Source organism: Nocardia thraciensis (assembly GCF_054782435.1).
In genome coordinates, this window is record NZ_BAAGSM010000032.1 from 82760 (window position 1) to 108791 (window position 26032).

Below are 26032 nucleotides of genomic sequence, written 5' to 3' on the forward strand. Positions count from 1 at the left end.
GTCAGTTCCCTCGCTTCCGGCGCAGGATCTCGAGCAGGTGCTCGTCATCGAGGCGGGCCAGCGCGGCCACGCCCGAGCCGGAGCCCGCCGCGTCGGTATCGGTGAGGTCGGCCAGCGCGGACTTGCGGCCGTGCATTCCGGCGATGTGCTCCTCCACGGTCGTGCCGGTGGTGAGGGTGGTGATGGTGACCGGCCGGGTCTGCCCGATCCGATGCGCGCGATCCGAGGCCTGCGCCTCCACCGCCGGATTCCACCAGCGGTCGTAGTGCACGACATCGGCGGCCCGGGTCAGCGTCAGCCCGGTCCCCGCCGCCCGCAGGCTCAGCACCAGCACGGGCGGGCCGCCGGGTTCCTGGAACCGGCGCACGATATCGGCGCGCTCGGCGGTGTTCAGGCCGCCGTGGAAGAACGGCGCCGCCACGCCGAACCGTTCGGCGCAGTGCCGGACCAGCAGTTCGCCGGTGCGCCGGTACTGCGTGAAAATCAGTGTGGGGGAGTCGATATCGAGGTTGTTGGCGAGAATGTCGGCGCAGACGTCGAACTTGCCGGATCGCCCCGCCAGCTCGTCCAGCTCGCCGGTGATCAGGCCGGGATGGTTGCAGACCTGCTTGAGCGCCGTCAGCGCGGCGAGCACCCGGCTGTGCCGCTGCGCGCCGCTGCCGAACCCCTCGGCCTCGGCCTTGTCGAGCATCCGGTCGTAGAGCCGCTGCTGCTCGTCGGTGAGATCGCACACCAGGTCGGTGTGGATCTTCGGCGGCAGCGCGGCCGCCACCTGGATCTTCTTGCGTGCCAGCACGATCGGTTCGAGCGTATCGCGCAGCCGGACCGCGGCCCGCTCGGAACCCTCGTGGATGGGCCGCACGAACCGGCGCCGGAACTGCGCCTTGTGCGTGAAGGCCCGGGGCACGACCAGATTGAGCAGCGCCCACAGCTCGTCGAGGTGATTCTCCACGGGCGTGCCGGTGAGCGCGATGCGGGCGTCCGCCCGCAGTGTCCGCGCCGCGCGCGATACCTGGGTGCGCGGGTTCTTCAGCACCTGCGCCTCGTCGAAAACGGCCGTCGCCCAGTGGTGTTCGGCGGCCTTCTGCCCGTGCCCGCGCAGGGTCGGATATCCGGTCACCACGACCGTTCCCGGTGTGGTGAGGTCGAGATCGCCGCCGCGCCACATGGTCGGGCGCAGGCCCGGGGCGAACCGTTCGATCTCGTGCGCCCAGTTGCCGACCAGCGAGGTCGGGCAGACCACCAGTTGCGGGCCCGTATCGGCCCGGCCCAGGAGGTACCCGATCGCCTGGACGGTCTTGCCCAGGCCCATCTCGTCGGCGAGGACCGCCCCGCCGTGCTGCGCGGCGGTCTCGCGCAGCACGGCGATGCCGCGCGCCTGATAGGGCCGCAGCTCCGCCTCGAGCGTCGTCCGCAGCTCCGCCGCGACGGCCGCGGTCGCCTGGCAGGCCCGCACCGCCCGTTCGGCCGAGACGATCGCGGTGCGTGCGGCATTGGGCACCGCATGTCCGGCCGGTGGCAGATCGCCCAGGCTGTCATGGGCCCGCGCATCCGCTCGCCGAGCCGGTGCGGTGGTGGGAGTTGCTCGTCCGGCCAGGGCGGCATTCTCGGAGTCCGCCGCCGCGCTTCGGGCGGTGGGGGCCGCATCGTCGGCCTCGGCGGTATCGGCGTGCAGAATCGCGCGCCAGGCGAGGACGGATCCGCCCGCATCGGCGATCGGCAGCGACGCGAACCGCTCCGGCTCGGTCAGTGTGCAGTCCACGGTGGTCGCCGCGATCGCGGTGCCGTCCGGTGTCGGGATCGCGAGCGGAATCGGCTCGCTGTCCCCGGGGTCCGGCGCGGGCCCGGGGGCGGAACCGGCCCATGTCCACAGCGCGAACAGGTGCCGGTCCGGTAGATAGGTGGCCTGGGTGGGCAGAGCGGAACCTCCAGATCTACGTACGGTGTACGAGGTGCTATAACTTCGTACATCGTACTGATATTCCCCGAGGAGTGCCATGGTCGAGGATTCGACCGTCGAGCAGGCGAAACGGCTGATGACCCTGCTGTGGCGAGAAGAGTTGCCGCCCCGGCCGGGCGCGCGCGGGCCCAAGCAGACGGTCAGCGTCGACGAGGTGGTTCGCGCCGCGGTCGCGATCGCCGACCGCGACGGGTACGACCGGATCTCCATCCGCGCGGTCGCCGCCGAGCTAGGACTGGGCCCGATGACCCTCTACACCTACGTGCCCAGCAAAGAGGCGCTGATCGTCCTGATGGTGGATGCCGTCGCCGCCGAGGACCCGCCCATCGACCCGGCGCTGCCGGTGCGCGAGCGCATGGCCGCGATCGCCGGGCGGGTGCGCGCCGAGCTGCTCGCCCACCCCTGGCTGCTGGAGGTGCCGCCGTGGCGCCTCGTGCTGGGCCCGGGGCGGATGCGCCGCTACGAGCGCCAGCTGGCGGCGCTGGAGGGCGTCGGGCTGACCGATGTCGAGATGGATCGGGTGATCGCGGCGCTGTCGGAGTTCGCCACGGGCAACGCCCGCATGGCGGTGGCCGCGCGGCGCAGCGCGCGGGAGATGACCGACGCCGTGTGGTGGGAGGTCCACGGCCCCTTGCTGACTCGGGTGATGCCCGCTGCGGACTATCCGCTGTCGGGCCGGGTCGGCGCGGCGGTGAGGGAGAAGTATCAGGCGCCCGGCGATCCGGACGGCGCCTTCGACTACGGGCTGGACCGCTTGCTGACCGGCATCGTGGCCGGGCTGCCCCGCTAGGCGCATCTCCGCATTCGCACGCGGAACGGGCGGCCACCGGGCCGCCCGTTCCGAATGTTCGATTGGAGGGTTCAGTTGTCCATCGGACTGAAGGAGCTGTTCACAGCGCCGGTGCCGACTCCGTGTCGATCACGGCCTCGAGCTCTTTGAGGCGATCCATGTGCTCGTTGGCGTGATGCTGGCAGAAGAGCAACTCGCCACCGCCGGGAAGGGTCGCGCGCACGCGTGCGGCCGCCCCGCAGCGGTCGCAACGGTCGACCGCGGTCAGTGGGGTGCTAGTCAGTGTTCCTGGCATGACTCCTCCGTCCTGGCTCCCGGCGCAGAAGACCGTTCGCCTGGGTGTGGGGCTCGCGGTCCCTTCCGCGAGCTCGCTACCGCTACTTCCCAGCAGTGGTGTATGACTACTCTGTCAGACGTTCGGGACGGGGGCTTTGTTCCCGGAGATGTTTCTTTGTGTTTTCCCTAACATGACCAGGTGTTTCGCCGAAAGCGAACAGCCGGTCAGCGCGGGGCGAAGCGTAGCAACCACTTCCGTGAACAGGCCGATCCAGTTGTCTATCGGGAGACTACCCCGCGGCACCGACAATCACACTCCGCTTACGGCAAACTCCGAGGCCACCGGCCTGCCCGCGGGCGCGGTTGCGGGCCCGCGGCGGATAGGGTCGAGCGATGGACGACGACGATGCCCGAAAGGCCAAGGCGGACACGCTGGTTCACATGTGCACCCGCGCGGAGTGGCAGGTCGCCCGGGCAACGGGCCAGCGCCGCCCGCTCTCGCTGGACGAGGCCGGGTTCGTGCACCTGTCCACGCCGCGGCAGGTGCACCTGCCCGCCAACCGCCTGTTCGCCGGTCGCCGGGATCTGGTGCTGCTGTGGCTCGATCCGGATCTGCTGGCCGCCCCCGTGCGCTGGGAGCCCGGCGTTCCCGGCGATCCCGAATCCATGCTGTTCCCACATCTGTACGGGCCGTTGTCGTTCGCGGCCGTGACGGCGGTCACCGACTACCGGCCGGGTCCCGACGGTGCGTTCGACGAGCCTTTGCCGCCCGTCTGAAGGCCCGGGTCCCCGCCTTCATTCGGTCACGGCGCGCCGGCCGCCTAGGCTGGACATGTGAACGTCGACGTGACAGCGCTGCCCGGGATCGGGGTACGCAAGGACTTCGAGGTGCGATCGGGTCGCCGGGTCGGTGTCGTCGCCCACCGTGACGGCGGCCTGGACCTGATCATCTCCAAGTCCGACGACCCGGACGCCTGCGCCGCCCAGGTCCCGCTCACCACCGACGAGGCGGCGGCCCTGGCGAATCTGCTCGGCGCGCCGCAGTTGGTGGAGAAGCTCAACGCCGACCACCGGGATATGCCGGGCATAGTGACGCGGCAGCTGCCGATCGGCGAGCGGTCACCGTATCAGGGCCGCATGCTGGGCGAGACGCGGATGCGCACGCGCACCAAGGCCTCGATCGTCGCGGCGATGCGGGCCGGGCAGGTGCATCCGTCACCGGGTCCCGACTTCGTGCTGGCCACCGGCGACGTGCTGGTCGTCGTCGGCACTCCCGACGGGCTGGACTCGGCCCTGGCGATCCTGACCGACGGGTGAGGCGGTGGGCTCCACCGCATTAGCTCTGGTTCAACTCGGTTCGATCTTGTTCGCCCTGGGCGTGCTCGGCCGGGTGGCCGGTCGTTTCGGGATGTCGCCGATTCCGCTGTATCTGCTGGGCGGCCTGGCCTTCGGCCAGGGCGGTGTGATCAAGCTCGAGTCCGCCACGGAGTTCGGCCATATCGCCGGGGAGATCGGCGTGGTGCTGCTGCTGTTGCTGCTGGGTCTCGAGTACACCGCGGCGGAACTCGTGACCGGGATGCGCCGCTCCTGGCTGGCCGGTCTGCTCGATATCGTCGCCAACGCGACCCCGGGGGTGGTGGTGGCGCTGCTGCTGGGCTGGGGGCTGGTCGGCGCGGTGACGATGGGCGGGGTCACCTATATCTCCTCGTCCGGAATCGCGGCGAAGGTGCTCAACGACCTCGGGCGGCTGGGCAACCGCGAAACGCCGGTGGTGCTGTCGATCCTGGTGTTCGAGGATCTGGCGATGGCGGTGTATCTGCCCATTCTCACCACCCTGCTGGCCGGGCTCGGCTATCTGGCCGGGCTGCGTTCCCTGGCCGTCGCCATGCTGGCGATCACCTGTGTACTGGTGGTGGCGCTGCGCTACGGCCGGTACGTCTCGGCGATCGTGGACTCGGCGGACAAAGAGGTGTTCCTGCTCAAGTTGCTGGGTGCGGCCCTGCTGGTGGCCGGGATCGCCTCGGCGCTGCACGTCTCGGCCGCCGTCGGGGCGTTCCTGCTGGGCATCGCGATCTCCGGCTCCACCGCCCAGAGCGCGGCCAAGCTGCTGGAACCGCTGCGCGACCTGTTCGCGGCGATCTTCTTCGTGGCCTTCGGGCTCAACACCGATCCGCAGGCCATCCCGCCGGTGCTGGGCTGGGCGGTGGTGCTGGCGGTGGTGACCGTGCTGACCAAGATCGGCACCGGCTGGTACGCGGCACAGCGGCAGGGCATCCGGCGGATGGGTCGTGCCCGCGCCGGGGCCGCGCTGGTCGCCCGCGGCGAATTCTCCATCGTCATCGCGGGTTTGGCGGTGACCATGGGCGCGGTCGACGGCGACCTGGCCGCGCTCGCGTCGGCCTACGTACTGCTGATGGCCATACTCGGCCCGGTCGCGGCGCGTGTGGTCGAACCCGCGGTGCGGTTGGTGCAGCGCGCACGGCGACCCGCGCCCGCCAACGGCTGAGGGGGGCGCTCATCATCCGGGCGCCCGGGTGGTAGCGGCAGACCGCGCCCGTCGCTCCAGCCGCAGCGAAACGCCCAAAGCTATTGTGCCGACCAGGAATCCGAGCAGGACGGCGGTCAGGTGGCCGTAGTCGGTGAAGGTGCGGCCGTGCCAGGCCGCCAGCCCGGACCAGGCGAGCAGCCCGCCCGCCCACGCCAGCCGCGCGCCGCCGGGCAGATGGAAGGTGAGGGCGGCGAGGATCGCCGAGAAGCCGTAGGACGCACCGACATCCGACACCACCGCCACCTTCAGCGGGAGCAGCCCGTGGTCGACGGCATAGGCGATGCCGGTGACCGTGAGCAGCGTCGCGCCGACGTGGCCGATGGCGAACACCAGCACCCAGCGCACCGTGCCCAGCCAGCGTTCGGCGAAGGCCATCGCGGTCAGGAAGCCGAGCACGATCGCCCACGGGAACCCGCCCTCGGTCCAGAACGCGGACGCCACCAGCACCTGCACCGGATCGCGCTGCATATTGTGCAGGTTGGTGGAGGCCGACAGGATCAGCCGATGCCCGGCGATATCGCTGATGCCGCGCAGCGTCCACCAGGTGACGAACAGCGTGAACGCGTAGGCGCAGCTGGCGGGGGCGCCGCCCGGAAAGTCCCGCACCGCCCGCGCGGCCCGATACACCCGCTCGGGCCCGTGCCACCAGTCGCGCACCGCCCGCAGCCCTTCGCGAACTTCGATGGTCCGCGTCCAGGGGGAGCGGTAATGATGCAGGACCGAGGCGGGCACGCCAGTAAGTTTCGCCCGGGATCGGCGCGCCCGCCCGCCGACGCGCCACGGGACTGTTCCGGCCCCAACTCTCTCGGACGTCTTGCGAGTGCCGCGCGGGGTGCGGGTGCGGTAACCAACCCGGGTGTTCGCTGGCGGACATGCGCTCAGGTAGATGACGCGCCGATGGTGCTTCGCGGCGGCGTGGGTCTGTGTCGACTCCGCTCGACACACACCGACTCGTCGGACATCGGCAATCGAAGAGATTCTCGCGCAACATATTCCGTGCCGACCGGTTGCGTGGACCCGTCAGCGACTCTCCGGCCGGTGCAGAGGAATGCACAGATCCAGGAGTAGAGCGGTGTACGTCCCCCTCATGTCGGCCGCAGATCCAGCCTGCGCATCAGCCGGTCGACCACATCGGGCGGAATGCCGGGTTCGCGGCGAGCGGCCAGCGCCTCGGTGCGCCCGGCCTCGAGCACCTCGTTTCTGATCGCGCCCATCCGGCCGGTGAAACGCAGCGCCTTGTCGACCGATTTGGCATCGTCGGCGGCCTCGGCCGCCTCCGGGTCGGCGCGCGAGAGTCGGCGTTCGAAACCCTCGCGCATGCGCTGGTACACCTCGTCGGGCAGATCCTCGCTGTCGGCGATCTCCTCGAGCCGCGCGAGTTCGGCGCGCAGGATCCGCGTCCACAGCCCGCGCTCGAGCGCGCGCTCGTGCTCGGTGTCGGCCTGCACGTGGGTGGCGCGCACGACCGCGGGCAACGTCGGTCCCTGCAGCAGCAGCGTGAACAGCACGACGGCGAAGGCGATGAACAGGATCTCGGCGCGCCCCGGGAACGCCTCCCCGGCATCGGTGGTGAACGGGATGGCCAGTGCCAGCGCGACGGTGACCACGCCGCGCATCCCCGCCCACCAGGTGACTATCGACTCCCGCCAGGTGTAGGGCTCGTCGGCGTCGCGACGGCGCCACCAGCGCTGGAAGACCTCGGTGGTGAGCAGCAGCCAGACCAGCCGCAGGAATACGACCACGGCGACGACCGCGCCCGCCACGCCCAGCAGCCGCTGCCAGTCCGGTCCGGTCGCGGCGAGCACGTTGGTGAGCTCGAGGCCGATGAGACCGAAGGCGACACCGGTCACCAGCATGTCGATCACGTCCCAGAACGAATCGCCGACGAGGCGGTAGGCGCTGTCGCTGAAATCCGTTGCGGCATCGGTCAGATACAGCGCGCAGACCAGCACGGCCAGCACCGCGGAGCCGTGCCAGAGCTCGGCCAGGCCGTAGGCCGCGAACGGCAGCAGCAGCCCGAGCGCCACCTGCCAGGCGGCCTCGCCGAGATTGCGCATGAGCCGACTGCCCGCCCACCCCAGTGCGAATCCGACCGCGAAGCCCACCACCGCCGACACCAGGAAGTCGACCGCCATGTGCCAGGCCGAGAAGCGCCCGGTGACCACCGCCATGACCGCGACGTTGTAGAGCACCACGGCGGTGACGTCGTTGAACAGTCCCTCGCCCTCGAGTACGGAGACCAGGCGGCGGGGCAGCCCGAGCCGGTCGGCCAGCGCGCTGACCGCGACCGGATCCGGCGGCGCCACCAGGGCGCCGAGCGCCAGCGCCGTACCCAGCGGCACTCCCGGATACCAGGCGTGGAAGACCGCGGCGACCGCGACGGCCGTCGCCACCACCAGACCGACGGCACGCAGCAGGATGGCCCCCGCGTTGTCGGCGAACTGCTGCCAGGAGGTGCGCCGCGCCGAGGCGTACAGCAGCGGCGGCAGCACCAGCGGGAGGATCAGCTCGGGGTCGATATCGATGTTCGGCACGAACGGAACCACCGCGAGAATCAGCCCGAACACGGTCATCAGCACAGCGGGCGCCAGCCCGGTGCGTCGCCCCAGCGGCTGCGCCAAGATCGTGGCGAACGCCAGCACGAACACCAGAACCAACTGATCCACGACTGCTCAGTCTGCTGTCGGGACGAGTGGAACCCCGGTAACCCTCCCCGGCGAGTCGGTGATCCCGGCCAAAAGCGCGCCGGGAATGGAAAGGCGGGGTACGCACGGTGCGGGGACGGGAAGGCGGGGGTATGCACGGTGCCGGGGACGGGAAGGCGGGGTATGCACGGTGCCAGGGATGGGAAGGCGGGGATGCACGGTGCTGGGGATGGGAGGGCGGGCCGACGAACGGTGCCGGGGATGGAAGGGCGGGGCGACGAACGGTGCCGGGGGAGGTCCCGGATAGCGACCCGGGAGTGGAGGGGCGGGGAACGGTGCCGGGGGGAGGGCCTGATAGCGGACCCGGGAGTGGAGGGGTGGGACGACGAACGCCGCCGGGAATATTCCCGGCGGCGTTTGTACGGTGTTCGGCTCAGTCCAGGTAGTCGCGCAGGACCTGGGAGCGGCTGGGGTGGCGGAGCTTGCTCATCGTCTTGGACTCGATCTGACGGATGCGCTCGCGGGTGACGCCGTAGACCTGGCCGATCTCGTCGAGGGTGCGGGGCTGGCCGTCGGTGAGGCCGAAGCGCAGCCGCACCACGCCCGCCTCGCGCTCGGACAGCGTCTCCAGCACCGACTGCAGCTGATCCTGCAGCAGGGTGAAGCTCACCGCATCGACCGCGACGACCGCCTCGGAATCCTCGATGAAATCGCCGAGCTGTGAATCGCCCTCGTCGCCGATGGTCTGGTCCAGCGAGATGGGCTCACGCGCGTACTGCTGGATCTCCAGCACCTTCTCCGGCGTGATGTCCATTTCCTTGGCGAGTTCCTCGGGCGTGGGCTCGCGGCCCAGGTCCTGCAGCAACTCGCGCTGGATGCGGCCCAGCTTGTTGATGACCTCGACCATGTGCACCGGGATGCGGATGGTGCGGGCCTGGTCGGCCATGGCGCGCGTGATGGCCTGCCGGATCCACCAGGTGGCGTACGTGGAGAACTTGTAGCCCTTGGTGTAGTCGAACTTCTCGACCGCGCGGATCAGGCCCAGGTTGCCCTCCTGGATCAGGTCCAGGAACGCCATGCCGCGGCCGGTGTAGCGCTTGGCCAGCGAGACCACCAGGCGCAGGTTCGCCTCGAGCAGGTGGTTCTTGGCGCGGTTGCCGTCGCGCATGATCCAGTTCAGGTCGCGGCGCTGTTGGACCGGCGGCTTGTCGCCCTTCTCGGTCAGCTCGCGGTACTTCTCCGTGGCGTAGAGCCCGGCCTCGATCCGCTTCGCGAGCTCGACCTCCTCCTCGGCGTTGAGCAGCGCGACCTTGCCGATCTGCTTGAGGTAGGCGCGCACCGAGTCGGCGGAGGCGGTGAGCTCGGCGTCCTTGCGGGCCTGCCGCAGCGCCTCGGACTCCTCCTCGTCCCAGACGAAGTCGCCGGAGGCCTTGTCCTTCTCCGTCGGCTCGTCGGCCTCCTCGGCCTCCTCGTCGTCGGCGACGGTCACCTCCTCGACGACCTCGTCGTCGGCCAGGTCGTCCTCGGAGACTTCGAGGTCGTCGAGGTCGCCCTCGAGTTCGATCGACTCGTCGTCGAGGTTCTCCTCGCCCTCGCCCTCGGCGCCGGGCGCGGCCTTCTTGGCGGCCTTCTTGGCCGGCGCCTTCTTGACCGCGGCCTTGGCGCCTGCCTTCTTGGCGGGCGCCTTCTTCGCGGCGGCCTTTTTGGCGGGAGCCTTCTTGGCGGCAGCCTTCTTGACCGGCCGTGCCGCGGCGCTGTCGGTGGAGTCGGCGGCCTCGGCCGATTCGGCGGTCTCTCGGGTATTCGTGGCTACCACGTACGCCCTTTCGTGACGGTCTCGTGCGGCGTCACGCCAGATTGATCTTCCGGCGGAGCGGTTCTGTCGGGGTTAACCCGGCTCTCCGGCCGGGGTCGGTTTCCGGCTCACCGCCGGTCATGCGTTCCATTGTAACGATCCGGACGGAGTGCTATGCCCCAGCCTCGCAGGTTGTCGGCTCGATCATGGCGCGATACCGCCATCGACGGCCATGGCGGCGCCGACGATGCCCGCGGTATTTCGCAAATGCGCGGCCACCACCGGAGTCCGGTTGCCCAGCAACGGGATCCAGTGCTCGGCGTCGCGGCTGATGCCGCCGCCCGCGACGAAAACGTCCGGCCAGAGCAGGTTCTCGAGCGTGACCAACACCTTGGTCACCTGATGCGACCATTCCTTGTAGGACAGCTTCTTTCGCTCTTTCACCGAGGACGCGGCGCGGTGCTCGGCCTCCTTGCCGTCGACCAGGATGTGGCCGAATTCCGTATTCGGCACCAGCGTGCCGTGGTAGAGCAGCGCCGAGCCGATCCCGGTGCCGAAGGTCAGCAGCATGACGAGCCCGGCCGTGTCGCGGGCCGCGCCGTAGCGGTCCTCCGCCAGCCCGGCGGCGTCGGCGTCGTTGAGCACCACGACCTCGCGCCCGCCGAGCGCCAGGGAGAACAGCTGCCGGGCATCGGTGTCGATCCAGGACTTGTCGATATTGGCGGCGGTACGGGCGATGCCGTTGACCACGACGCTGGGCAGGGTGAGTCCGACCGGGCCGTCCCAATCGGCCTGGGTGACCAGTTTCGCGACCGTCTCGGCGACCTCGTTCGGGGTGGACGGCTGCGGCGTGGGGATCTTGATGCGTTCGTGCGCGAGTTCGCCGGTGGCCAGGTCCACCACCGCGCCCTTGACGCCGCTACCCCCGATATCGATACCGAATGCTTGCCCCCGAGCGGACATTGACAGTCTCCTCGTTTCCCTGTGGTGCCGACCTGATCACAGTGCGCGCGGCACGATACACGGCATTGTGTGACGGGTTGCCCGACAACCGATGTGTGTCGTGCCCGACAAGCCTAATGCGCCCCGCGGGCGATCTGTGTTGCGATGGGAATCGTGCGCGAATCGAACTCATCTGTCACCGCCGCCGCAACCGATCCCCAGCGGGCCGACCCGGCCCCCGCGGACCCCGGCGAGATCGCCGAATTGCGCCGTGTCGCAGTGCATCTCGCCCAGACCGCGGCGGCGCACGTGCGCGTCCGGCGGCCCGAGGTGTTCGGCGGCGGTGAGCCAGCGCGCGACGCCGTGCAGGCCAAGAGCTCGCCCACCGACCCGGTCACGGTGGTCGACACCGAGGCCGAACAGCTGATCCGGCGGCTGCTCGCCGAGTTGCGGCCGGGCGAGCGGGTGCTGGGCGAGGAGGGCGGCGGCAGCCTGGGCGACGATTCGCAGGTCGTGTGGGTGGTAGACCCGATCGACGGCACCGTGAACTTCATGTACGGCATCCCCGCCTACGCCGTCTCGGTGGCCGCCATGCGCGGCGGGCGCTCGCTCGCGGGCGCGGTCGCGGACGTGGCGGGCGGGCGCACCTACAGCGCCGGGCTGGGCGCGGGCGCCACCCGCACCGAGCCGGACGGGACGGCAATCGCGCTGCGCTGCAACGAGGTCGGCTCGGTCGGCATGGCGCTGCTGGCCACCGGATTCGGCTACGGGGCGGCCCGGCGCGCCCGGCAGGGGCAGCTGATCGCGGAGTTGCTGCCGCACGTGCGAGACATCCGCCGGATCGGCTCCGCGGCCCTGGATCTGTGCATGGTGGCCGCCGGGCTCGTCGACGCCCACTACGAGCACGGGCTCAACACCTGGGACTGGGCCGCGGGCGCCCTGATCGCCGCAGAGGCGGGCGCACGGGTGGTGTTGCCCCGGGCCGGGACGATCAGCAAGACCGGCGAACTGGTCGTCGCCTCCGCCCCGGACGTCGCGGACGAATTGCTCGAATTGCTCGACCGGCTCGGCGTGTCGGAGGCGATCCCGGAGAACTAGCGCCCGGCATCCGAGTCTGCCACCCCCCGCCATTCCGGCATGCTTTTGGCCGGAATCTCCCCTCGGCGGTGTGTGGATCCCGGCGAAAAGCATGCCGGGACGACGGTGCGAGAGGTGAGCGCTTCGACGATGGTGCGGGAGGTGAGCGCTTCGACGATGGTGCGGGAGGTGAGCGCTTCGACGATGGTGCGGGAGGTGAGGGCTTCGACGATGGTGCGGGAGGTGAGGGCTTCGATGACGGTGCGAGAGTCAGCGTTTCGATGAGGGCGGGAGAGGTCAGCACTTCCCCTGGCGGGCGGCGTCGAGGAGGGTCGAGTCGATCTCCGGACCGCCCGGTGCCGGGTTCTTCAGCGCCCGCAGCACCTCCTCGGCGTCGGTGGACGGCCGCAACTCGTTGCCGAACAGCGAACCCAGCGCCAGGTCGACGGTGTCGTCGCCGCGCTTGTCCTCGATCAGCTCGGCGCACGGCGCCACCAGTTGCACCGCGGCGGCGGCCGGGCGGCCGTTGACGCCGAAGCGGACCTGTCCGGTGCACTCCAGATCGCCGTTGACGTATACCGGATCGTTGGCGAACTGTGGCGCGGGCGGGCTGGCGAACCCGAGATCGCTCAGGCGCGACGCGATGTGCTCGCCCATGCCGCGCTGACCGGACGCGTTGTAGACGCGGACCTTGGACTGCGCCAGCGGCGCGGGCTCCACATCCTGCAGCCGCGACGAGGACACCCGCTCGCCCAGCGGCGCCGGCTGCGGCGCGTTCGGGTCGGCTGCGGATTTCGGCGAGTTGCAGGCCATCGCCGTGCGGCTGGCGTCCTCGGTGGTCAGCGCCTTGATCCAGACGATCGCGCAGATGAGTGCCAGGATCGCCACCAGCGCGACCCAGGGCTGATACCGGCGGCGCAGGAACGGGCGACCCTGGTCGTCGACGGGGCTGCCTTCGGTGAGCAGTGAAACCACACGCACACCTTACGAGTTCGCGCCGGACAATCCCGCATGCGGACACCGGCGCGTGGCGGCCGATCGCTTCCGGGACTTCGCTGTGCGAGAGATATCGCCCGGGTAACGATTCGCTCGACGGTCGGACACGGAATCGGGGTTCGTTCCCCGGTCGCGATGACGATTGCCGGTCAGTTTCGACGCGCTCGGGTTTTGATTGCGACTTTTGCCTCGGTGTCCGCTATTGTCTGGCGGCCGATTCGAATCGACCGATGTGAATCAGGGCCGAGATTTCGGGAACAACCAGGGCATGTCCTGCGTTGACCGAGCGCGATCCGGTACAGATCTGCCAGGTCTGGCCCGGTCGGCGACAGGTGTACACGTGACGTACACCACCGGCGGGACGGATCTCGCCGAGTCGATTCCGCAGGGAATCGGCAGCGGTGGGGCCGGTCCGGGATATACGGAGTGAGGACGAGGGGAAGACGACATGGCAACCGACTATGACGCACCGAGGCGTAGCGAAACCGACGAACCGTCGGAGGACTCGCTGGAGGAGCTGAAGGCTCGTCGCAACGAAGCCGCGTCCGCCGTCGTGGATGTCGACGACAGCGATACCGCGGAATCGTTCGAACTTCCCGGTGCGGACCTGTCCGAGGAAGTGCTGTCTGTTCGGGTGATCCCGAAACAGGCCGACGAGTTCACCTGCTCGAGCTGTTTTCTGGTTCATCACCGCAGTCGGCTCGCCACCGAATCGGGTGGCCAGCTGATCTGCATGGATTGCGCGGCCTGATCGCCAGGCGCCGGGGTAATTTAATCGGCCCGCGCTCGGCTCGCCGAGCGCGGACAGTACTCGTTCGCGCCCGATCCGCAGCCTGATCACCCGCCGCGCACAGCCACGCGGTCGGTCGGCTCGCGTTCCGGGCGTCGAGCGCCCTCAGGACCCGCTCTTGTTCGGAACTCCTAGCGCTTTCAGGACCCGGTCCGGGTGGCGGGTACTGACCAGCCAGTACGGCGCCGGATCGTCCGGATCGTCGAGGACGAGCAGGACCAGCGGCCCGACCCAGGGGCGATGCTGGACGTAGGCGGCGGGGTCGAGCTGTCTGCCCAGTGCCGCGCTCTTCGCGCTGGCCGGGACCGTCGCCGCCCGAGCTATGTAGGTTACCGGCAGATGGGCGCGATCCGCTCGTAATTCGCTGGTTCCGTGCGCATCCCGCCCGACCTCCACGCGATGGCGGCTCAGCCACACCAGCGCCCACACCGGCACCGGCAGCAGCAGCACGTACGGCAGCCAGGCCCGGACTCCCGGTGCGCCCATGTGGATCTCGGCCGCCAGCAGGCCCGCGATGGCCAGGCCCACCGGCCACCACCACAGCGGCACCCACAGCCTCTCGGAGTAGGCGGGGGTCTCGGTCGCGGGTCGGCTCATGGTCTCGGGCCCCGGCGCGGAGGGGACGGCATCGGAGTCTGCCGTGGGCTGGTCGGACACGCTATCCAGACTAAGTCAGCGCATGTCGCCGGATCCCGGCGGGCAGCAGGTCGTCGCGTTGTCGCGAGGCGGCCCGTTTCCGGCCACGTCGCTGCCATGGCGCGCGGGCAACCGCGTAGGCTCGCTGTACGTGACCGGTATTCCACCTATCCCCCTGCTGCGGCTCGATCCCGGCATCCCCGTTCCGACCCGTGCGCATCCGGGCGACGCGGGCGTGGACCTGTGCACCACCGAGGACGTCATCCTGGAGCCGGGGGAGCGGGTGCTCGTCGGCACCGGTGTCGCCGTGGCCCTTCCGGTCGGCACGGTCGGGCTGATCCACCCGCGCTCCGGGCTGGCGGCCAAGACCGGGCTGTCGATCGTCAACACCCCGGGCACGGTGGACGCGGGCTACCGCGGGGAGATCAAGGTCTGCCTGATCAACCACGATCCGCGCACCCGGATCGAGCTGCGGCGCGGCGACCGGATCGCGCAGCTGCTGGTGCAACGGGTGGAACTGGTGGACTTCGTGGAGGTCGATCGGCTCGACGAGACCGCGCGCGGCGCGGGTGGTTACGGGTCCAGCGGCGGGCATGCGAGCCTGGCCGCGCAGACGGCCGGTGGGGCGTCCGGCAAGGAGGCATGACGATGTTCGGGCGAAAGCGGAAAGCAGGGGACGACCTCCCCCCTGGACGGTCCTACGACGAGGACGACTACGGCTACGACGAGGCGGCCGAATACGACGAAACCCCGTACGCGGCAGAAGAATACGACGAGGACGACTGGTACGAGGAGGAGGAGCCCGCCCGGGGCCCCGGCCGCTACGACTTCGAGGGGCCCGAGTCCGCCGAGCGGACCGGGCCGTACGACTACGACGACGTCGCCGACCTGCTGGAGGACGTCGCCGATCAGCGCTTGGATCTGGGGTCGGTGATGCTGCCGGTGCCCGAGGGCGGACAGCTGCAGGTCGAGATGACCCCGGAGGGCACGCCGCAGGCGGTGCACCTGGCCACCCCGCACGGCCGCCTCACCGTGGCCGCCTACGCCGCGCCCAAGTCGCCGGGGCAGTGGCGGTCGGTGGTCAACGAACTGCGCGATTCGCTGCACAACGACGGCGCGCAGGTGTCGATACAGACCGGTCCGTGGGGGCGGGAGCTGCATGCCGTCACCGAGGGCGCCGATCTGCGCTTCATCGGCGTGGACGGGCAGCGTTGGATGCTGCGCCTGGTCGCGGCGGGCCCGTCGGGCGCCGCGGACGAGGGTGGTCCGCTGGTGGCCGCGGCCCGCGCGCTGCTCACCGAGACCGTGGTGCGGCGCGGCGACGAGCCGCTGCCGGTGCGGGAGCCGCTGCCGGTGGTGCTGCCGCAGGAATTGGCCGACCAGCTGATGGCCGCCCACGAGCAGCAGATGCGGGCGCAGCAGCAGGCACAGGAGGCCCAGGCGGCCGCCGCGCGGGCCTACGCCACCGGGCAGCAACAGGCTTACGCCACTGGTCAGCAGCAGGCTTATGCCACCGGTCAGCAGCAGGCCTACGCGACAGGGCAGCAGCGGGCCTACGCCACCGGGCAGCATCCCGCTGTCCCCGCCGAGATGCCGGAGCAGCCGCGCAGCGGCACCGGAGGCTCGGCGATGCAGCAGCTGTCCACCGGCCAGTTCCCCGCGGTCACCCCCGACCAGCGGCCGCCGCAGCCGAGGACGCAGCCGCCCCAACCGCGGCAGGCGCCGCAACATCAACCGCCCCAGCAGCGGCACCAACCGCCGCAACAGCAGCCGCCCCAACAACAGCAGCCGCCGCAACAACAGCCGCCCCAACAACAGCAGCCGTCCCAACAGCGCCAGCAACCGCCCCAACAGCGCCAGCAGTCGCCGCAACAGCGCCAGCTGTCGCCCCGCCAGCGCCAGCAGTCGCCTGAGCAGCACCGTCCGCAGCCGCCCCAGCAGCGACCGCCGCAGCAGCCGCAGTACCAGCCGCAGCCGCCGCAACACCAACAACCGCCACAGCCGCGGTACCGGCCCCAGCCAGCGCAGCAACAGCAGCCGCGTCCGCCCCAGCAGCCACCACCGCAGCACCGCCCGCAGCCGCCGCAGCAGCGTCCGCCCCAGCCGCCGCGCTACGGCACCGACGGCCCGACCATGCACCCCCTGGGCCGGGGCTAGTCGCGCCGCAACAACACCCAACGTCGCCTCGGTCGCCCTGCAACGACACTCATTGCCATTCCGGTCGCGGCGCTACGGCGCCCATCGCCGTTCCGGTTGTGGCGCTACGGTGCTGATCGCCGTTCCGGTTGTGGCGCTACGGCGCTGATCGCCGTTCCGGTTGTGGCGCTACGGCGCTGATCGCCGTTCCGCTTGTGGCGCTGCGGTGCTGATCGTCGTTTCGGTTGTGGCGCTACGGTGCTGATCGCCGTTCCGGTCGCGGCGCTCCAGGGGTGGAGGGCTGTGTTCGGGCGCGAGTGGTTCGGTAGCCGCTTCGCTCAGGGGTTTTCGTTGAAGGCCTGGGCTACGGAGAGGCTGTCCTCGTAGACGTGGTGGCGGGTGATCAGGCCGTTCTCGACCGTCACGTGCAGGGCGAAGCGGGAGCGGTAGGCCCGGCCCGTGGCGCGGGCGGTCTGCCGAATCTCGCCCAGCACCACGGCATCCGGGCCGTCGACGAGGATTCGCTCGACCTCCGTGCCGACGGCTGCGGTGACGTGCTGCTCCGCGAGCTGCCGGTAGTGCCGGGCCGCGTCGGCGCGGGTCTGGCGATGCACTATCCACGGCGTGGCGGCGCGGCCGTGCTCGGTCTCCGGCCAGTCCAGCTTCCAATCGATCTCCGGCGCGTACAGTTCGGCGACGCGCTCGGGATCACCCGCGGCGATGCGATGCAGCAGTTCCTCGACGACGGCGCGGGTGGCGGGCGCGGTATCGGTGATCATGCCCCTCACCCTGCCGGGGCAGGGGAGCCCCGTCGATTACCTCCCGGGTAATGAGCTGGTGACATGACGCCCGGCGAGCCGAGCCAGCCCGCGGGCGCCCAGAATCGCGGGATCGGCGCCGAGGTCGGCGAGCGTGATGCGGTGCAGCTCCGCACGCGGGATAAGCTCGGCCCAGCGCCGGGCCACCGGGAGCGGATGCACCTGATCGTCCACGGCGGCCACGATGGTGGCCGGAACACTCAGTGCGGCAAGGGTTTCCGGGGTCGGCCAGGGGTAGGCCGCGGCCTCCTCGAGGGCGTCGGGCAGGTGCGGCCACTGGGCCGTCCAGGATTGCGTGAGGGCCGCGGCCAACCAGGCCGGGCTGCTGTCGCGCATGCGCTGGACGACCGCGTCCAGGCCGTCGGCGCGCAACTGCGCGGCGGTGGTGGCGGCACTGAGCGCCGCGGGGCAGTCGCCGGCGTCGGCGCCGGTCCAGGCGGGCAGCGCGGCGATGACGCCGAAGGCGGAATCGGCTCTGGCGCGGGCCCATTCGACGGCGATGGCGCCGCCCAGCGAGATTCCGGCGGCCAGCACGGGTCCGGAGCGGGCCGCGGTGTCCAGCGCGGCCCGGCAGCTGGCCACCACCGCGCGCGGATCCGGCTCCACCGCGAGGAACGGCAGATCCAGTGCGGCGCAAGCGGGTCCGAACGCGCGGCGGGCGAAGTCGGCGTCGGAGCCGGTTCCGGGCAGGGCGACGACGAGCGCCGGGCGGGGTAGATCGGGCACGGGCCGAAGCCTACGCGGCGGGGACGCCGGATCCGGTGAGGGTGACGGGCATGGTCGCGGAAAACCGCCACCGGCTCGGTGCTCGTCCCGGCCGACGGCGTGGTGCGTCGCGCGGTGGCCGGTTGCGGTCGGCGAGTCGGGATCGCGACGCGGCGGCGATCGCCGCGCGGTTGCGGGCGCCGCCGGGCCGGGTCGAATCGGTGGTGCAAAACCGTCGTGTATTGGGTACTCAACCGACCGTGGGCGGCCTCGCATAGCGAGGGTGGAAATGCCCATCTACAGTGGCGATGAGCGGCCAATCGGTCGTTCGTGAGGGACCCCGACGACGTGTGATCCACGCCGTCTGCAGTGCAGGAAGTGTTGCAAGATGCCTTTCACAGGCGGTAACAGGGCAGGATCCGGGGTTGCCGGGCGCAAGGCGGGGCCCGACAGCGGGTATTTCCGGCGCCTGGGTCGTCGGTTGACCGCCGATCTGGATCACCTCGATGCCGAGGAACTGGCCGAGACGTCCGAGGCGTCAGGGGCTTGCCGGGCCGATAAGTGCCAGCGTGGTGAGGAGGTCACCATGCTCGGGAAATTGCGCAGCGTGGAAGCCTGCCCCAAGGCCGCCGGCGCGAATCTGCAGGCCGAATTCTTCGACGGCACGGATGCGGTCACGCTGGTCTGGATCGGGCGGCGCCGCATCCCCGGTATCGACCCGGGACGCCGTATCCTGGTCCGCGGCCGCATCGGCGAACGGGATGGGGCCAAGGTGATCTTCAACCCCTACTACGAACTACGTGAGAATTCCTGACGCATGCCGATACCCAGCAGCGACGACGGGGCCGAGCGCTTCGCCGTAGTCGAGAGCGAGCGCGCCGCCGTGCCTGCCGACAACCGCGCCGACGATCGTGAGCCCGAATCCGAGCCCGAAGAAGCGGTGGAGCAGACCCTGCTGGAACAGCTGGGCGGCTTCAGCGGCCTGATCTACTCCACACTGCCGGTGCTGGTGTTCGTCCCCGCCAACTCGGTGTGGGGGCTGACCACTGCCATCTGGACGGCGCTGGGCGTGGCGGCGGCGATCCTGGTGTGGCGGCTGGTGCGGCGCAATCCCGTACAGCCCGCGATCTCCGGATTCCTCGGTGTCGGCGTGTGCGCCTTCATCGCCTACCGGATGGGAGAGGCGAAGGGCTTCTTCGCCTTCGGCATCTGGGCCAGCCTCGTGTACGCGGGGGTGTTCCTGGCGTCGCTGCTGGTGCGCTGGCCGCTGGCGGGCGTGATCTGGGGGATGCTCAACGGCCACGGCACCGACTGGCGTTCCGATCGCCGGGTACTGCGGCTCTACGACCTGGCCACCGCGGTGTGGGTGGTGGTGTTCGGCGCGCGCTACTTGGTGCAGTCGCACCTTTACGACGAGGACTCCACGGGCCCGCTCGCCGTCGCCCGCATCGCCATGGGCTGGCCGCTCACCGCGCTCGCCCTCCTGGTCACCGTGTGGGCAGTCCGCAAGGCCGGTCACCTGCCCCGCGCCTCCGCGGCCTGATACGGCAGGGATCCCGGCCGACAGCGTGCCGGGAACGGATGCCCGGCTGACGCCGCCTTGGCTGTCCGGCGTGCTTTCGGCCGGAATCGAACCGGCGTGCGGTGGTGGCCGTAGGACCTCGTGTTCCCGGGGACGGCTCCTCGTGCGCCCGTACCTTTGGGGGCGCTGGAAAGGCGCAGGTGGGGATGAACCCACCCCTGGGGTATCTATTTCGGAGGTCCGGATCGACGCAGGATCGTTGGTGAGATCAGCGATCGGCGAAAGGATCCGCCAGTGGGTACCGAGAACAGCACGGTGGCGTGGCAGGAGCGGCCGAAGGGCCGCGGAACCCGGTCACCCAAGACCGCGGCCGCGGGTTCGGAGAGCCGCAGGGCCGCGGCCGAGCTGGACCGGTTGATCGGACCGGCGGCCGCGGGGGATCGCGACGCCGTCACCGACATAATCCGGATCGTCCATCCGCTGGTGCGCCGCTACTGCGCCGCTCGAATCGGCGGCGGGGGGCATCTGCACGTCACCGCCGAGGACATCGCGCAGGAGATCTGTATCGCGACCGTCCAGGCCATCCCGCGCTACCGGGATCAAGGCAAGTCGTTCCTGGCGTTCGTCTACGGCATCTCGGCGAACAAGGTGGCCGACGCGTTCCGCCGCGCCCAGCAGCACCCGTCCTACCCGGTCGCGGAATTCCCCGACGAACCGTCCACGGCGGCGGGCCCGGAGGAGATGGCGCTGATCATGGAACGCCGTCGCGCCACTCGCGAGCTGATGAAGGTGCTGGCGCCCGCGCACCGCGAGGTGCTGGTGATGCGGATCGTGCTGGGCTGGACCGCCGCGCAGACCGCCGAGGCCATCGGCACCAGCCCCGGCGTGGTGCGGGTGATGCAGCACCGCGCGCTCAACAAGCTGCGCGCCCAGCTGCAGGCCGCTTGACTCAGGACCCGGCGGGGTCACCGAAGCCGTTGATCCCCAGCGCCTTGCGCAACTCGTCCTCGGCCTCCAGCGAGGCCACGAACAACAGCTCGTCGTCGCCCTCGAGCGGATCGTCGCCCTGCGGCACGATCACCCGCCCGCCGCGCAGAATCGTCACCAGCGCGACGTCGCGCGGCAGCGCGAGGGTCCGCACCGCCTTGCCCGCGAGCACGGTGTCGGCCGGGAGCGTGATCTCCACCAGATTGGCCTGCCCCTGCCGCAGCGTCATCAGCCGCACCAGGTCGCCCACGGAGACGGCCTCCTCCGCCAGCGAGGCCAGCAGCCGCGGCGTCGACACCGCCACGTCCACGCCCCACGAGGTGTCGAACAGCCACTCGTTGCGGGGATCGTTGACCCGGGCCACCACGCGCCGCACCCCGAACTCGGTCTTGGCGAGCAGACTGAACACCAGGTTCGCCTTGTCGTCGCCGGTGGCCGCGATCACGACCTCGTAGTCCTGCAGCCGAGCTTCCTCGAGCAGTTCCAGCTCGCACGCGTCGCCGTGCACCCAGGCCGCGGCGGGCGCGACGGACGGATCGACGTGGTCGACGCGGCGCTCCAGCAGTGTCACGTCGTGGCCGCCGCGCAGCAGTTCCTGGGCGATGGATCGGCCGACGGCGCCGGCCCCGGCGATCGCTACCTTCACGACTTGTCCTCGCTAGCGGGTGGATTGGCGGCCAGCGCGGCGGCGGCGCCGACGCTGCCCGAGGTGGCCGCGACGTAGACGGTGTCGTCGGCCTGCAGCACGGTCTTGTTGGTCGGCAGCACGCCCTGCCCGAAGCGGATCAGGAACGCCACGCGGGCCCCGATCGCGCCCTCCAGATCGCGCACCGTTCGGCCGTACCAATCCTCGTGCAGCCCGAGTTCGGTGACGGCCACGGTGCCGGTGGGGTCGCGCCAGGTGGTGCTGGCCTCCTCGCCGACCAGGGTGCGCAGGAAACGGTCGGTGGTCCACGGCACGGTGGCGATGGTGGGGATGCCCAGGCGCTCGTAGACGGCGGCGCGTTTGGCGTCGTAGATGCGCGCGACCACGCGCTCCACGCCGAAGGTCTCGCGGGCCACGCGGGCGGCGATGATGTTGGAGTTGTCCCCGGAGGAGACGGCGGCGAAGGCGCCCGCCCGCTCGATTCCGGCGCGTTGCAGCACATCCCGGTCGAAGCCGACGCCGGTGATCCGCTCGCCGTCGAAGTCCTTGCCCAGGCGCAGGAAGGCGCTGGTGTCCCGATCGATCACGGCCACCTCGTGGCCGACCCGGACCAGGGCGCGCGCGAGCGCGGAGCCGACGCGGCCACACCCCATGATCACTACGTACACCGTGCCAACCCCAATTCCCGGAAACCGTGGTGTGCGGTCTGGTTCCTGTGCTGACGAACCGTACCCGCTGGCCGCCACAGCAGCCACGTTCCCCCTCCATCCTCGTCCGAAACCCGGATGTGCTGCGCGAAACCCGGGTACGGGTGTTGCCTCCGGGAATGCGAAACGTGGTTCCGGGAACGCGAAACCCGGGCCTCCGTGCCGTCGCGGGGAAACCTGGCGGCCGTATGCTGTGCCGAGTGTCGAAGTTGACGACGGCCTTCAAACGCATGGTGGTCGGCCGCCCTTTCCGCAGCGATTCCCTGGGACATACGCTGCTGCCCAAGCGGATCGCGCTGCCGGTCTTCGCCTCCGATGCGCTGTCATCGGTGGCGTACGCGCCCGAGGAGATCTTCCTCGTGCTGTCGACGGCGGGGCTGTCGGCGTATGTGTACGCGCCGTGGGTCGGGCTGGCGGTCGCGGCGGTGATGGCGGTCGTGGTGGCCAGTTACCGGCAGAACGTGCACGCCTACCCTTCCGGCGGCGGCGACTACGAGGTCGCCACGGTCAACCTCGGTCCGACAGCGGGGTTGACGGTGGGCAGCGCGCTGCTGGTCGACTACGTGCTGACCGTCGCGGTGTCGATCTCGTCGGCGGCGTCCAACATCGGCTCGGCGGTGCCGTTCGTCGACACCCACAAGGTGCTGTTCGCGGTGGTGGCGATCGTCGTGCTGACCGCGCTGAACCTGCGCGGGGTCCGGGAGTCGGGCACCATGTTCGCCATCCCGACCTACGCGTTCATGATCGGCATGTTCGTCATGCTGATCTGGGGCGTGGTGCGGATCGAGGTGTTCGGCGACGAGGTGCGCGCCGAGTCCTTCGGATTCGGCCTGGAGGGCACCGACTCCCATCTGCAGGGGATCGCGTTCGCCTTCCTCATCGCCCGCGCCTTCTCCTCCGGCTGCGCGGCGCTGACCGGTGTGGAGGCCATCAGCAACGGCGTTCCGGCGTTCCGGAAACCCAAGTCCCGCAATGCCGGCACCACGCTGCTGATGCTCGGCCTGATCGCGATCTCGCTGCTGATTGGGATCATTCTGCTGGCTCGCAGGATCGGCCTGGTGTACGCGCACAATGCCTCGGAACTGGTCGGTGCGCCCCCGGGCTATCAGCAGAAGACGCTGATCGCGCAGATCGCGCAGGCGGTGTTCCAGGGTTTCCCGGCCGGGTTCTACTTCCTCACCGTGGTCACCGCGCTGATCCTGGTGCTGGCCGCGAACACTGCCTTCAACGGTTTCCCGGTGCTGGGTTCGATTCTGGCGCAGGACCGGTTCCTGCCGCGGCAGCTGCACACCCGGGGCGATCGGCTGGCGTTCAGCAACGGCATCCTGTTCCTGTCCGGTGCGGCGATCGCGTTCGTGGTGCTGTTCGGGGCCGAGGTGACGCGGCTGATCCAGCTGTACATCGTCGGCGTGTTCGTCTCGTTCGTGCTGAGCCAGACCGGCATGCTGCGGCACTGGACGCGGCATCTGCGCACCGAGACCGATCCGGTGGTGCGGCGGCGGATGCAGCGGTCGCGGGTGATCAACGGCATCGGTCTCACCATGACCGCGACCGTGCTGATCATCGTGCTGATCACCAAGTTCCTCGCCGGCGCGTGGATCGCCATCGTCACCATGGCGGCGATCTTCCTGCTGATGAAAATGATTCGGCGGCACTACGATTCGGTGTCGCACGAACTGGACGAGCACGAATGGGACGGGGTGCTGCCCAGCCGCACCCACTCCATCGTGCTGGTCTCGAAGCTGCACCTGCCCACGCGCCGGGCCATCGCGTACGCGCGGGCGACGCGGCCGGACGTGCTCGAGGCGGTCACCGTCAACGTGGACGAGCACGATACCCGGCAGCTGGTGCGCGAGTGGGAGAAGAGCGATATCCCGGTGCCGCTGAAGGTGATCGAGTCGCCGTACCGCGAGATCACCAAGCCGGTGGTGGACTACGTCAAGCGGGTGCGGAAGGATTCGCCCCGCGAGGTGGTGACTGTGTTCATCCCCGAATACGTCGTGGGGCACTGGTGGGAACAGCTGCTGCACAACCAGAGCGCGTTGCGGCTGAAGGGCCGCCTGCTGTTCGAGCCCGGCGTGATGGTGGCCAGCGTGCCGTGGCAGCTGAGTTCGTCGGCCAAGGCCCGCCAGTCCGATATCGCGAACGCCCCGGGCGCGGTACGCCGCGGGTACGAGGAGCGGTCGTGAACCGAAGCCACAGCGCCCCGGGCGTGACGGAGCCGAATGTCGGCGGGCGAGCCGCGGGTGAGGGTGCGAGCGAACCGATGTCGCGGCGTGCTCTGGGTACGGCCGCGCCGCGTGTCGACAGGTGCTGTCGTGAATAGGCTTGCGCGCGAGGCGATGACACAGTGTGCGGCACGAGCTGGGCGTGGGGCGGCGGAATTGTGGGTGGGAGTACCGGCGAGCCTCGGGGCGACGCACCGGGGACACGGTGGAGCCGGATGGCGGCGATTTGTGAGTTCGATGCGGCGAATCCGCTGGGTGGGAATCGTTTTCGGCGGTACGGCGGTGGGCGGCGGGACGGGGCGCTCCGGCATGGTTGCGGGGGCGCGATGAGTGCTGTCGCCGGAAGCGGGTGGGAGGGCTCGGTTTTCGAGATCCGGCTGGGTGCGCCCGGGCACGGTGGTTTCTGTGTCGGGCGGCACGAGGGCCGGGTGGTGTTCGTGCGGCACGGGCTGCCCGGTGAGCTGGTGCGGGCGCGGGTCACCGAGGATCGGGGCGGATCGTTCTGCCGGGCCGACGCGATCGAGATCTTGGAGGCATCGGCGGATCGGGTACCGCAGACCTGCCCGGTGTCGGGACCGGGCGGGGCCGGGTGCTGTGACTTCTCCTTCGCGACGCCGCAGGCGCAGCGGGGGCTGAAGGCGGCGGTGGTCGCCGAGCAGTTGCGGCGGCTCGCGGGCTGGGAGACCGAGGTGGTCGTCGAGCCGATTCCGCTGGCGGGCAACAGGTTCGGTTCGGGACCGGGTGGCGCACGGGGCGTGGCCCGGGGGCACTCGACAACCGACGGCGCGGAGCGGCGGCTCGAGGCGGCCGGTGGGATGTCGGGCGGCGACGACCCGCGGCCGAACGAGGCTGCCCGCGCTGGCACCGGGGCGAGCGAATTGGTGGTCGGCGGGTGGCGCACCAGGATGCGGCTTGTGGTCGACGCCGAGGGCCGAGCAGGTGTGCATCGGTACCGCAGCACCGACGTGATCGCGGATCTGCGGTGCCCGCAACCGGTTCCGGGTGCGATGGACGGTATCGCCGACAGGACGTGGACACCCGGCGCCGAGTTGGTGGTGGCCGTGGACGGCGACGGCTTGCGGCACATCGTCGAACTCTCCCCGCCGATGCAGGGAGCGGGGCCCGGGACCGGGCGGCGTGCGGGTGACCGGCGCGCTACGGCGGCGCGGCGGGCGGCGGCGCACGCCGCTCGGCAGGAACGGGTCGTCGAGGGCAGCGGACGTGCCGTGCAGTATGTCGGCGGGCGGCGCTGGGAGGTGTCCGCGACCGGCTTCTGGCAGCCGCATCGCGGTGCGGCGCAATGCTATTCGGATGTGATAGCGGAGTGGGTCGACGCCTCGACCGGGGCACTTGCCTGGGATCTCTACTGCGGCGCAGGGGTTTTCGCCGCTCGCCTGGCAGAGCAGATCGGCCCCACCGGTTCGGTGCTCGGCGTCGAGTCCGCGCGGACCGCGGTTGCCGACGGTGCCGCTGCCCTGCGCGACCTGCCCCGGGTGGAGCTGACGGCACAGCGCGTGGAACGCTGGCTCGGTGACCGAACCGGTTCGGCCGCACCGCAAGTCGTGGTGCTGGACCCGCCCCGCGCCGGGGCGGGCAAGGACGTGATCGGCCCCCTGACCGCGTGCGCACCGGATCGCGTCGTCCACATCGGCTGCGACCCCGCCGCGTTCGCCCGCGACATCGGCCTCTACCGCACGGCGGGCTACCATGTCACCCGCCTGCGCGCCTTCGACGCCTTCCCCGCCACCCACCACGTCGAATGCCTCGCCCTCCTGGAACGCACCTCCTGAACCAGGGCGGCGATCCCACGCCCCGAACCCATCGTGCG

At 70.4% G+C, this 26032-nt stretch carries 24 protein-coding genes and 1 pseudogene; 13 read left to right on the plus strand and 12 right to left on the minus strand.

Annotated features, from left to right (window positions below):
* Position 1: 1 nt before the first annotated feature.
* Positions 2 to 1882 carry a DEAD/DEAH box helicase gene (locus tag ACYVLQ_RS20875; protein ID WP_460699234.1) on the minus strand — a complete coding sequence of 627 codons (1881 nt, stop codon included), beginning with the start codon at positions 1880 to 1882 and terminating at the stop codon, positions 2 to 4.
* Positions 1883 to 1997: 115 nt separating this feature from the next.
* On the opposite strand from ACYVLQ_RS20875, the gene ACYVLQ_RS20880 reads away from it, so the two are divergent.
* Entirely contained in the window at positions 1998 to 2750 is a 753-nt protein-coding gene (locus ACYVLQ_RS20880; protein ID WP_460699197.1) for a TetR/AcrR family transcriptional regulator, read from the plus strand.
* 100 nt (positions 2751 to 2850) lie between these two features.
* Here ACYVLQ_RS20880 and ACYVLQ_RS20885 read toward each other — a convergent pair whose 3' ends face one another.
* Entirely contained in the window at positions 2851 to 3045 is a 195-nt protein-coding gene (locus tag ACYVLQ_RS20885) for a DUF7455 domain-containing protein (protein ID WP_068028733.1), read from the minus strand.
* A gap of 374 nt (positions 3046 to 3419) precedes the next feature.
* Here ACYVLQ_RS20885 and ACYVLQ_RS20890 point away from each other — a divergent pair, with 374 nt between their 5' ends.
* Genes ACYVLQ_RS20890 through ACYVLQ_RS20900 form a run of 3 tightly spaced genes read left to right on the plus strand, consistent with a single transcriptional unit; the run spans position 3420 to position 5532 of the window.
* Entirely contained in the window at positions 3420 to 3803 is a 384-nt protein-coding gene (locus ACYVLQ_RS20890; RefSeq protein ID WP_460699198.1) for a DUF952 domain-containing protein, read from the plus strand.
* A gap of 57 nt (positions 3804 to 3860) precedes the next feature.
* Positions 3861 to 4343 carry a cation:proton antiporter regulatory subunit gene (locus ACYVLQ_RS20895; RefSeq protein ID WP_460699199.1) on the plus strand — a complete coding sequence of 161 codons (483 nt, stop codon included), beginning with the start codon at positions 3861 to 3863 and terminating at the stop codon, positions 4341 to 4343.
* 4 nt (positions 4344 to 4347) lie between these two features.
* Complete coding sequence (locus ACYVLQ_RS20900; RefSeq protein WP_460699200.1) at positions 4348 to 5532, plus strand: cation:proton antiporter; 1185 nt, start codon at positions 4348 to 4350, stop codon at positions 5530 to 5532.
* Positions 5533 to 5544: 12 nt separating this feature from the next.
* Here the strand turns inward: ACYVLQ_RS20900 and ACYVLQ_RS20905 are convergent, their stop codons facing one another.
* The 4 genes from ACYVLQ_RS20905 to ppgK form a co-directional block, all read right to left on the minus strand.
* Positions 5545 to 6306, minus strand: a complete 762-nt coding sequence (locus ACYVLQ_RS20905; RefSeq protein WP_460699201.1) for a rhomboid-like protein — start codon at positions 6304 to 6306, stop codon at positions 5545 to 5547.
* Positions 6307 to 6659: 353 nt separating this feature from the next.
* Entirely contained in the window at positions 6660 to 8240 is a 1581-nt protein-coding gene (locus ACYVLQ_RS20910; RefSeq protein ID WP_460699202.1) for a Na+/H+ antiporter, read from the minus strand.
* Between the two features lie 412 nt (positions 8241 to 8652).
* Positions 8653 to 10035, minus strand: coding sequence for an RNA polymerase sigma factor (locus tag ACYVLQ_RS20915; RefSeq protein WP_460699203.1), 1383 nt, complete (start codon positions 10033 to 10035; stop codon positions 8653 to 8655).
* 183 nt (positions 10036 to 10218) lie between these two features.
* On the minus strand, positions 10219 to 10977 hold the full coding sequence (gene ppgK / locus ACYVLQ_RS20920) for a polyphosphate--glucose phosphotransferase (RefSeq protein ID WP_460699204.1): 759 nt from the start codon (positions 10975 to 10977) through the stop codon (positions 10219 to 10221).
* Positions 10978 to 11130: 153 nt separating this feature from the next.
* Between ppgK and ACYVLQ_RS20925 the strand changes: the two genes are divergently transcribed.
* Positions 11131 to 12054, plus strand: coding sequence for an inositol monophosphatase family protein (locus tag ACYVLQ_RS20925; RefSeq protein WP_460699205.1), 924 nt, complete (start codon positions 11131 to 11133; stop codon positions 12052 to 12054).
* A gap of 276 nt (positions 12055 to 12330) precedes the next feature.
* Here ACYVLQ_RS20925 and cei read toward each other — a convergent pair whose 3' ends face one another.
* Positions 12331 to 13008: an envelope integrity protein Cei gene (cei, locus tag ACYVLQ_RS20930; RefSeq protein ID WP_460699206.1), complete on the minus strand. Its 678-nt coding sequence runs from the start codon at positions 13006 to 13008 to the stop codon at positions 12331 to 12333.
* Positions 13009 to 13477: 469 nt separating this feature from the next.
* Here cei and ACYVLQ_RS20935 point away from each other — a divergent pair, with 469 nt between their 5' ends.
* On the plus strand, positions 13478 to 13780 hold the full coding sequence (locus ACYVLQ_RS20935; RefSeq protein ID WP_068028760.1) for a DUF4193 domain-containing protein: 303 nt from the start codon (positions 13478 to 13480) through the stop codon (positions 13778 to 13780).
* 144 nt (positions 13781 to 13924) lie between these two features.
* Here the strand turns inward: ACYVLQ_RS20935 and ACYVLQ_RS20940 are convergent, their stop codons facing one another.
* A complete protein-coding gene (locus tag ACYVLQ_RS20940) occupies positions 13925 to 14416 on the minus strand; it encodes a DUF3093 domain-containing protein (protein ID WP_460699235.1) in 492 nt (163 codons plus the stop codon).
* Between the two features lie 190 nt (positions 14417 to 14606).
* On the opposite strand from ACYVLQ_RS20940, the gene dut reads away from it, so the two are divergent.
* Complete coding sequence (gene dut / locus ACYVLQ_RS20945; RefSeq protein WP_460699236.1) at positions 14607 to 15101, plus strand: dUTP diphosphatase; 495 nt, start codon at positions 14607 to 14609, stop codon at positions 15099 to 15101.
* Between the two features lie 2 nt (positions 15102 to 15103).
* Positions 15104 to 16102: pseudogene (locus ACYVLQ_RS20950) on the plus strand (DUF3710 domain-containing protein); the annotation flags it as partial.
* An 827-nt stretch (positions 16103 to 16929) separates the two neighbouring features.
* On the opposite strand, the gene ACYVLQ_RS20955 reads toward ACYVLQ_RS20950, so the two are convergent.
* Both ACYVLQ_RS20955 and ACYVLQ_RS20960 read right to left on the minus strand, forming a co-directional pair.
* Positions 16930 to 17370, minus strand: coding sequence for a nuclear transport factor 2 family protein (locus ACYVLQ_RS20955; protein ID WP_460699207.1), 441 nt, complete (start codon positions 17368 to 17370; stop codon positions 16930 to 16932).
* A 36-nt stretch (positions 17371 to 17406) separates the two neighbouring features.
* Positions 17407 to 18135, minus strand: coding sequence for an alpha/beta fold hydrolase (locus ACYVLQ_RS20960; protein WP_460699208.1), 729 nt, complete (start codon positions 18133 to 18135; stop codon positions 17407 to 17409).
* A 367-nt stretch (positions 18136 to 18502) separates the two neighbouring features.
* Between ACYVLQ_RS20960 and ACYVLQ_RS20965 the strand changes: the two genes are divergently transcribed.
* The 3 genes from ACYVLQ_RS20965 to ACYVLQ_RS20975 all read left to right on the plus strand — a co-directional run bounded on the left by ACYVLQ_RS20965 (position 18503) and on the right by ACYVLQ_RS20975 (position 20584).
* On the plus strand, positions 18503 to 18928 hold the full coding sequence (locus ACYVLQ_RS20965) for an OB-fold nucleic acid binding domain-containing protein (protein WP_246011626.1): 426 nt from the start codon (positions 18503 to 18505) through the stop codon (positions 18926 to 18928).
* Between the two features lie 9 nt (positions 18929 to 18937).
* On the plus strand, positions 18938 to 19657 hold the full coding sequence (locus ACYVLQ_RS20970; RefSeq protein ID WP_460699237.1) for a DUF3159 domain-containing protein: 720 nt from the start codon (positions 18938 to 18940) through the stop codon (positions 19655 to 19657).
* A 273-nt stretch (positions 19658 to 19930) separates the two neighbouring features.
* Positions 19931 to 20584: a sigma-70 family RNA polymerase sigma factor gene (locus ACYVLQ_RS20975; RefSeq protein WP_460699209.1), complete on the plus strand. Its 654-nt coding sequence runs from the start codon at positions 19931 to 19933 to the stop codon at positions 20582 to 20584.
* 1 nt (position 20585) lies between these two features.
* Here the strand turns inward: ACYVLQ_RS20975 and ACYVLQ_RS20980 are convergent, their stop codons facing one another.
* Together ACYVLQ_RS20980 and ACYVLQ_RS20985 are read right to left on the minus strand one after the other, a co-directional pair.
* Complete coding sequence (locus tag ACYVLQ_RS20980) at positions 20586 to 21269, minus strand: potassium channel family protein (protein WP_460699210.1); 684 nt, start codon at positions 21267 to 21269, stop codon at positions 20586 to 20588.
* Positions 21266 to 21937: a potassium channel family protein gene (locus ACYVLQ_RS20985; protein WP_460699211.1), complete on the minus strand. Its 672-nt coding sequence runs from the start codon at positions 21935 to 21937 to the stop codon at positions 21266 to 21268. The genes ACYVLQ_RS20980 and ACYVLQ_RS20985 overlap by 4 nt, the downstream gene beginning before the upstream one ends.
* 239 nt (positions 21938 to 22176) lie before the next feature.
* On the opposite strand from ACYVLQ_RS20985, the gene ACYVLQ_RS20990 reads away from it, so the two are divergent.
* A complete protein-coding gene (locus tag ACYVLQ_RS20990; protein ID WP_460699212.1) occupies positions 22177 to 24165 on the plus strand; it encodes an APC family permease in 1989 nt (662 codons plus the stop codon).
* A gap of 365 nt (positions 24166 to 24530) precedes the next feature.
* Positions 24531 to 25994, plus strand: coding sequence for a class I SAM-dependent RNA methyltransferase (locus tag ACYVLQ_RS20995; RefSeq protein ID WP_460699213.1), 1464 nt, complete (start codon positions 24531 to 24533; stop codon positions 25992 to 25994).
* Positions 25995 to 26032: the final 38 nt, after the last annotated feature.

Coding starts and splice junctions, on each gene's coding strand:
- ACYVLQ_RS20885 (WP_068028733.1), bottom strand. CDS start 3,045: ATGCCAGGAACACTGACTAGCACCCCACTGACCGCGGTCGACCGTTGC.
- ACYVLQ_RS20940 (WP_460699235.1), bottom strand. CDS start 14,416: ATGAGCCGACCCGCGACCGAGACCCCCGCCTACTCCGAGAGGCTGTGG.
- ACYVLQ_RS20890 (WP_460699198.1), top strand. CDS start 3,420: ATGGACGACGACGATGCCCGAAAGGCCAAGGCGGACACGCTGGTTCAC.
- ACYVLQ_RS20995 (WP_460699213.1), top strand. CDS start 24,531: ATGAGTGCTGTCGCCGGAAGCGGGTGGGAGGGCTCGGTTTTCGAGATC.
- ACYVLQ_RS20955 (WP_460699207.1), bottom strand. CDS start 17,370: ATGATCACCGATACCGCGCCCGCCACCCGCGCCGTCGTCGAGGAACTG.
- ACYVLQ_RS20880 (WP_460699197.1), top strand. CDS start 1,998: ATGGTCGAGGATTCGACCGTCGAGCAGGCGAAACGGCTGATGACCCTG.
- ACYVLQ_RS20965 (WP_246011626.1), top strand. CDS start 18,503: ATGCCTTTCACAGGCGGTAACAGGGCAGGATCCGGGGTTGCCGGGCGC.
- ppgK (WP_460699204.1), bottom strand. CDS start 10,977: ATGTCCGCTCGGGGGCAAGCATTCGGTATCGATATCGGGGGTAGCGGC.
- ACYVLQ_RS20935 (WP_068028760.1), top strand. CDS start 13,478: ATGGCAACCGACTATGACGCACCGAGGCGTAGCGAAACCGACGAACCG.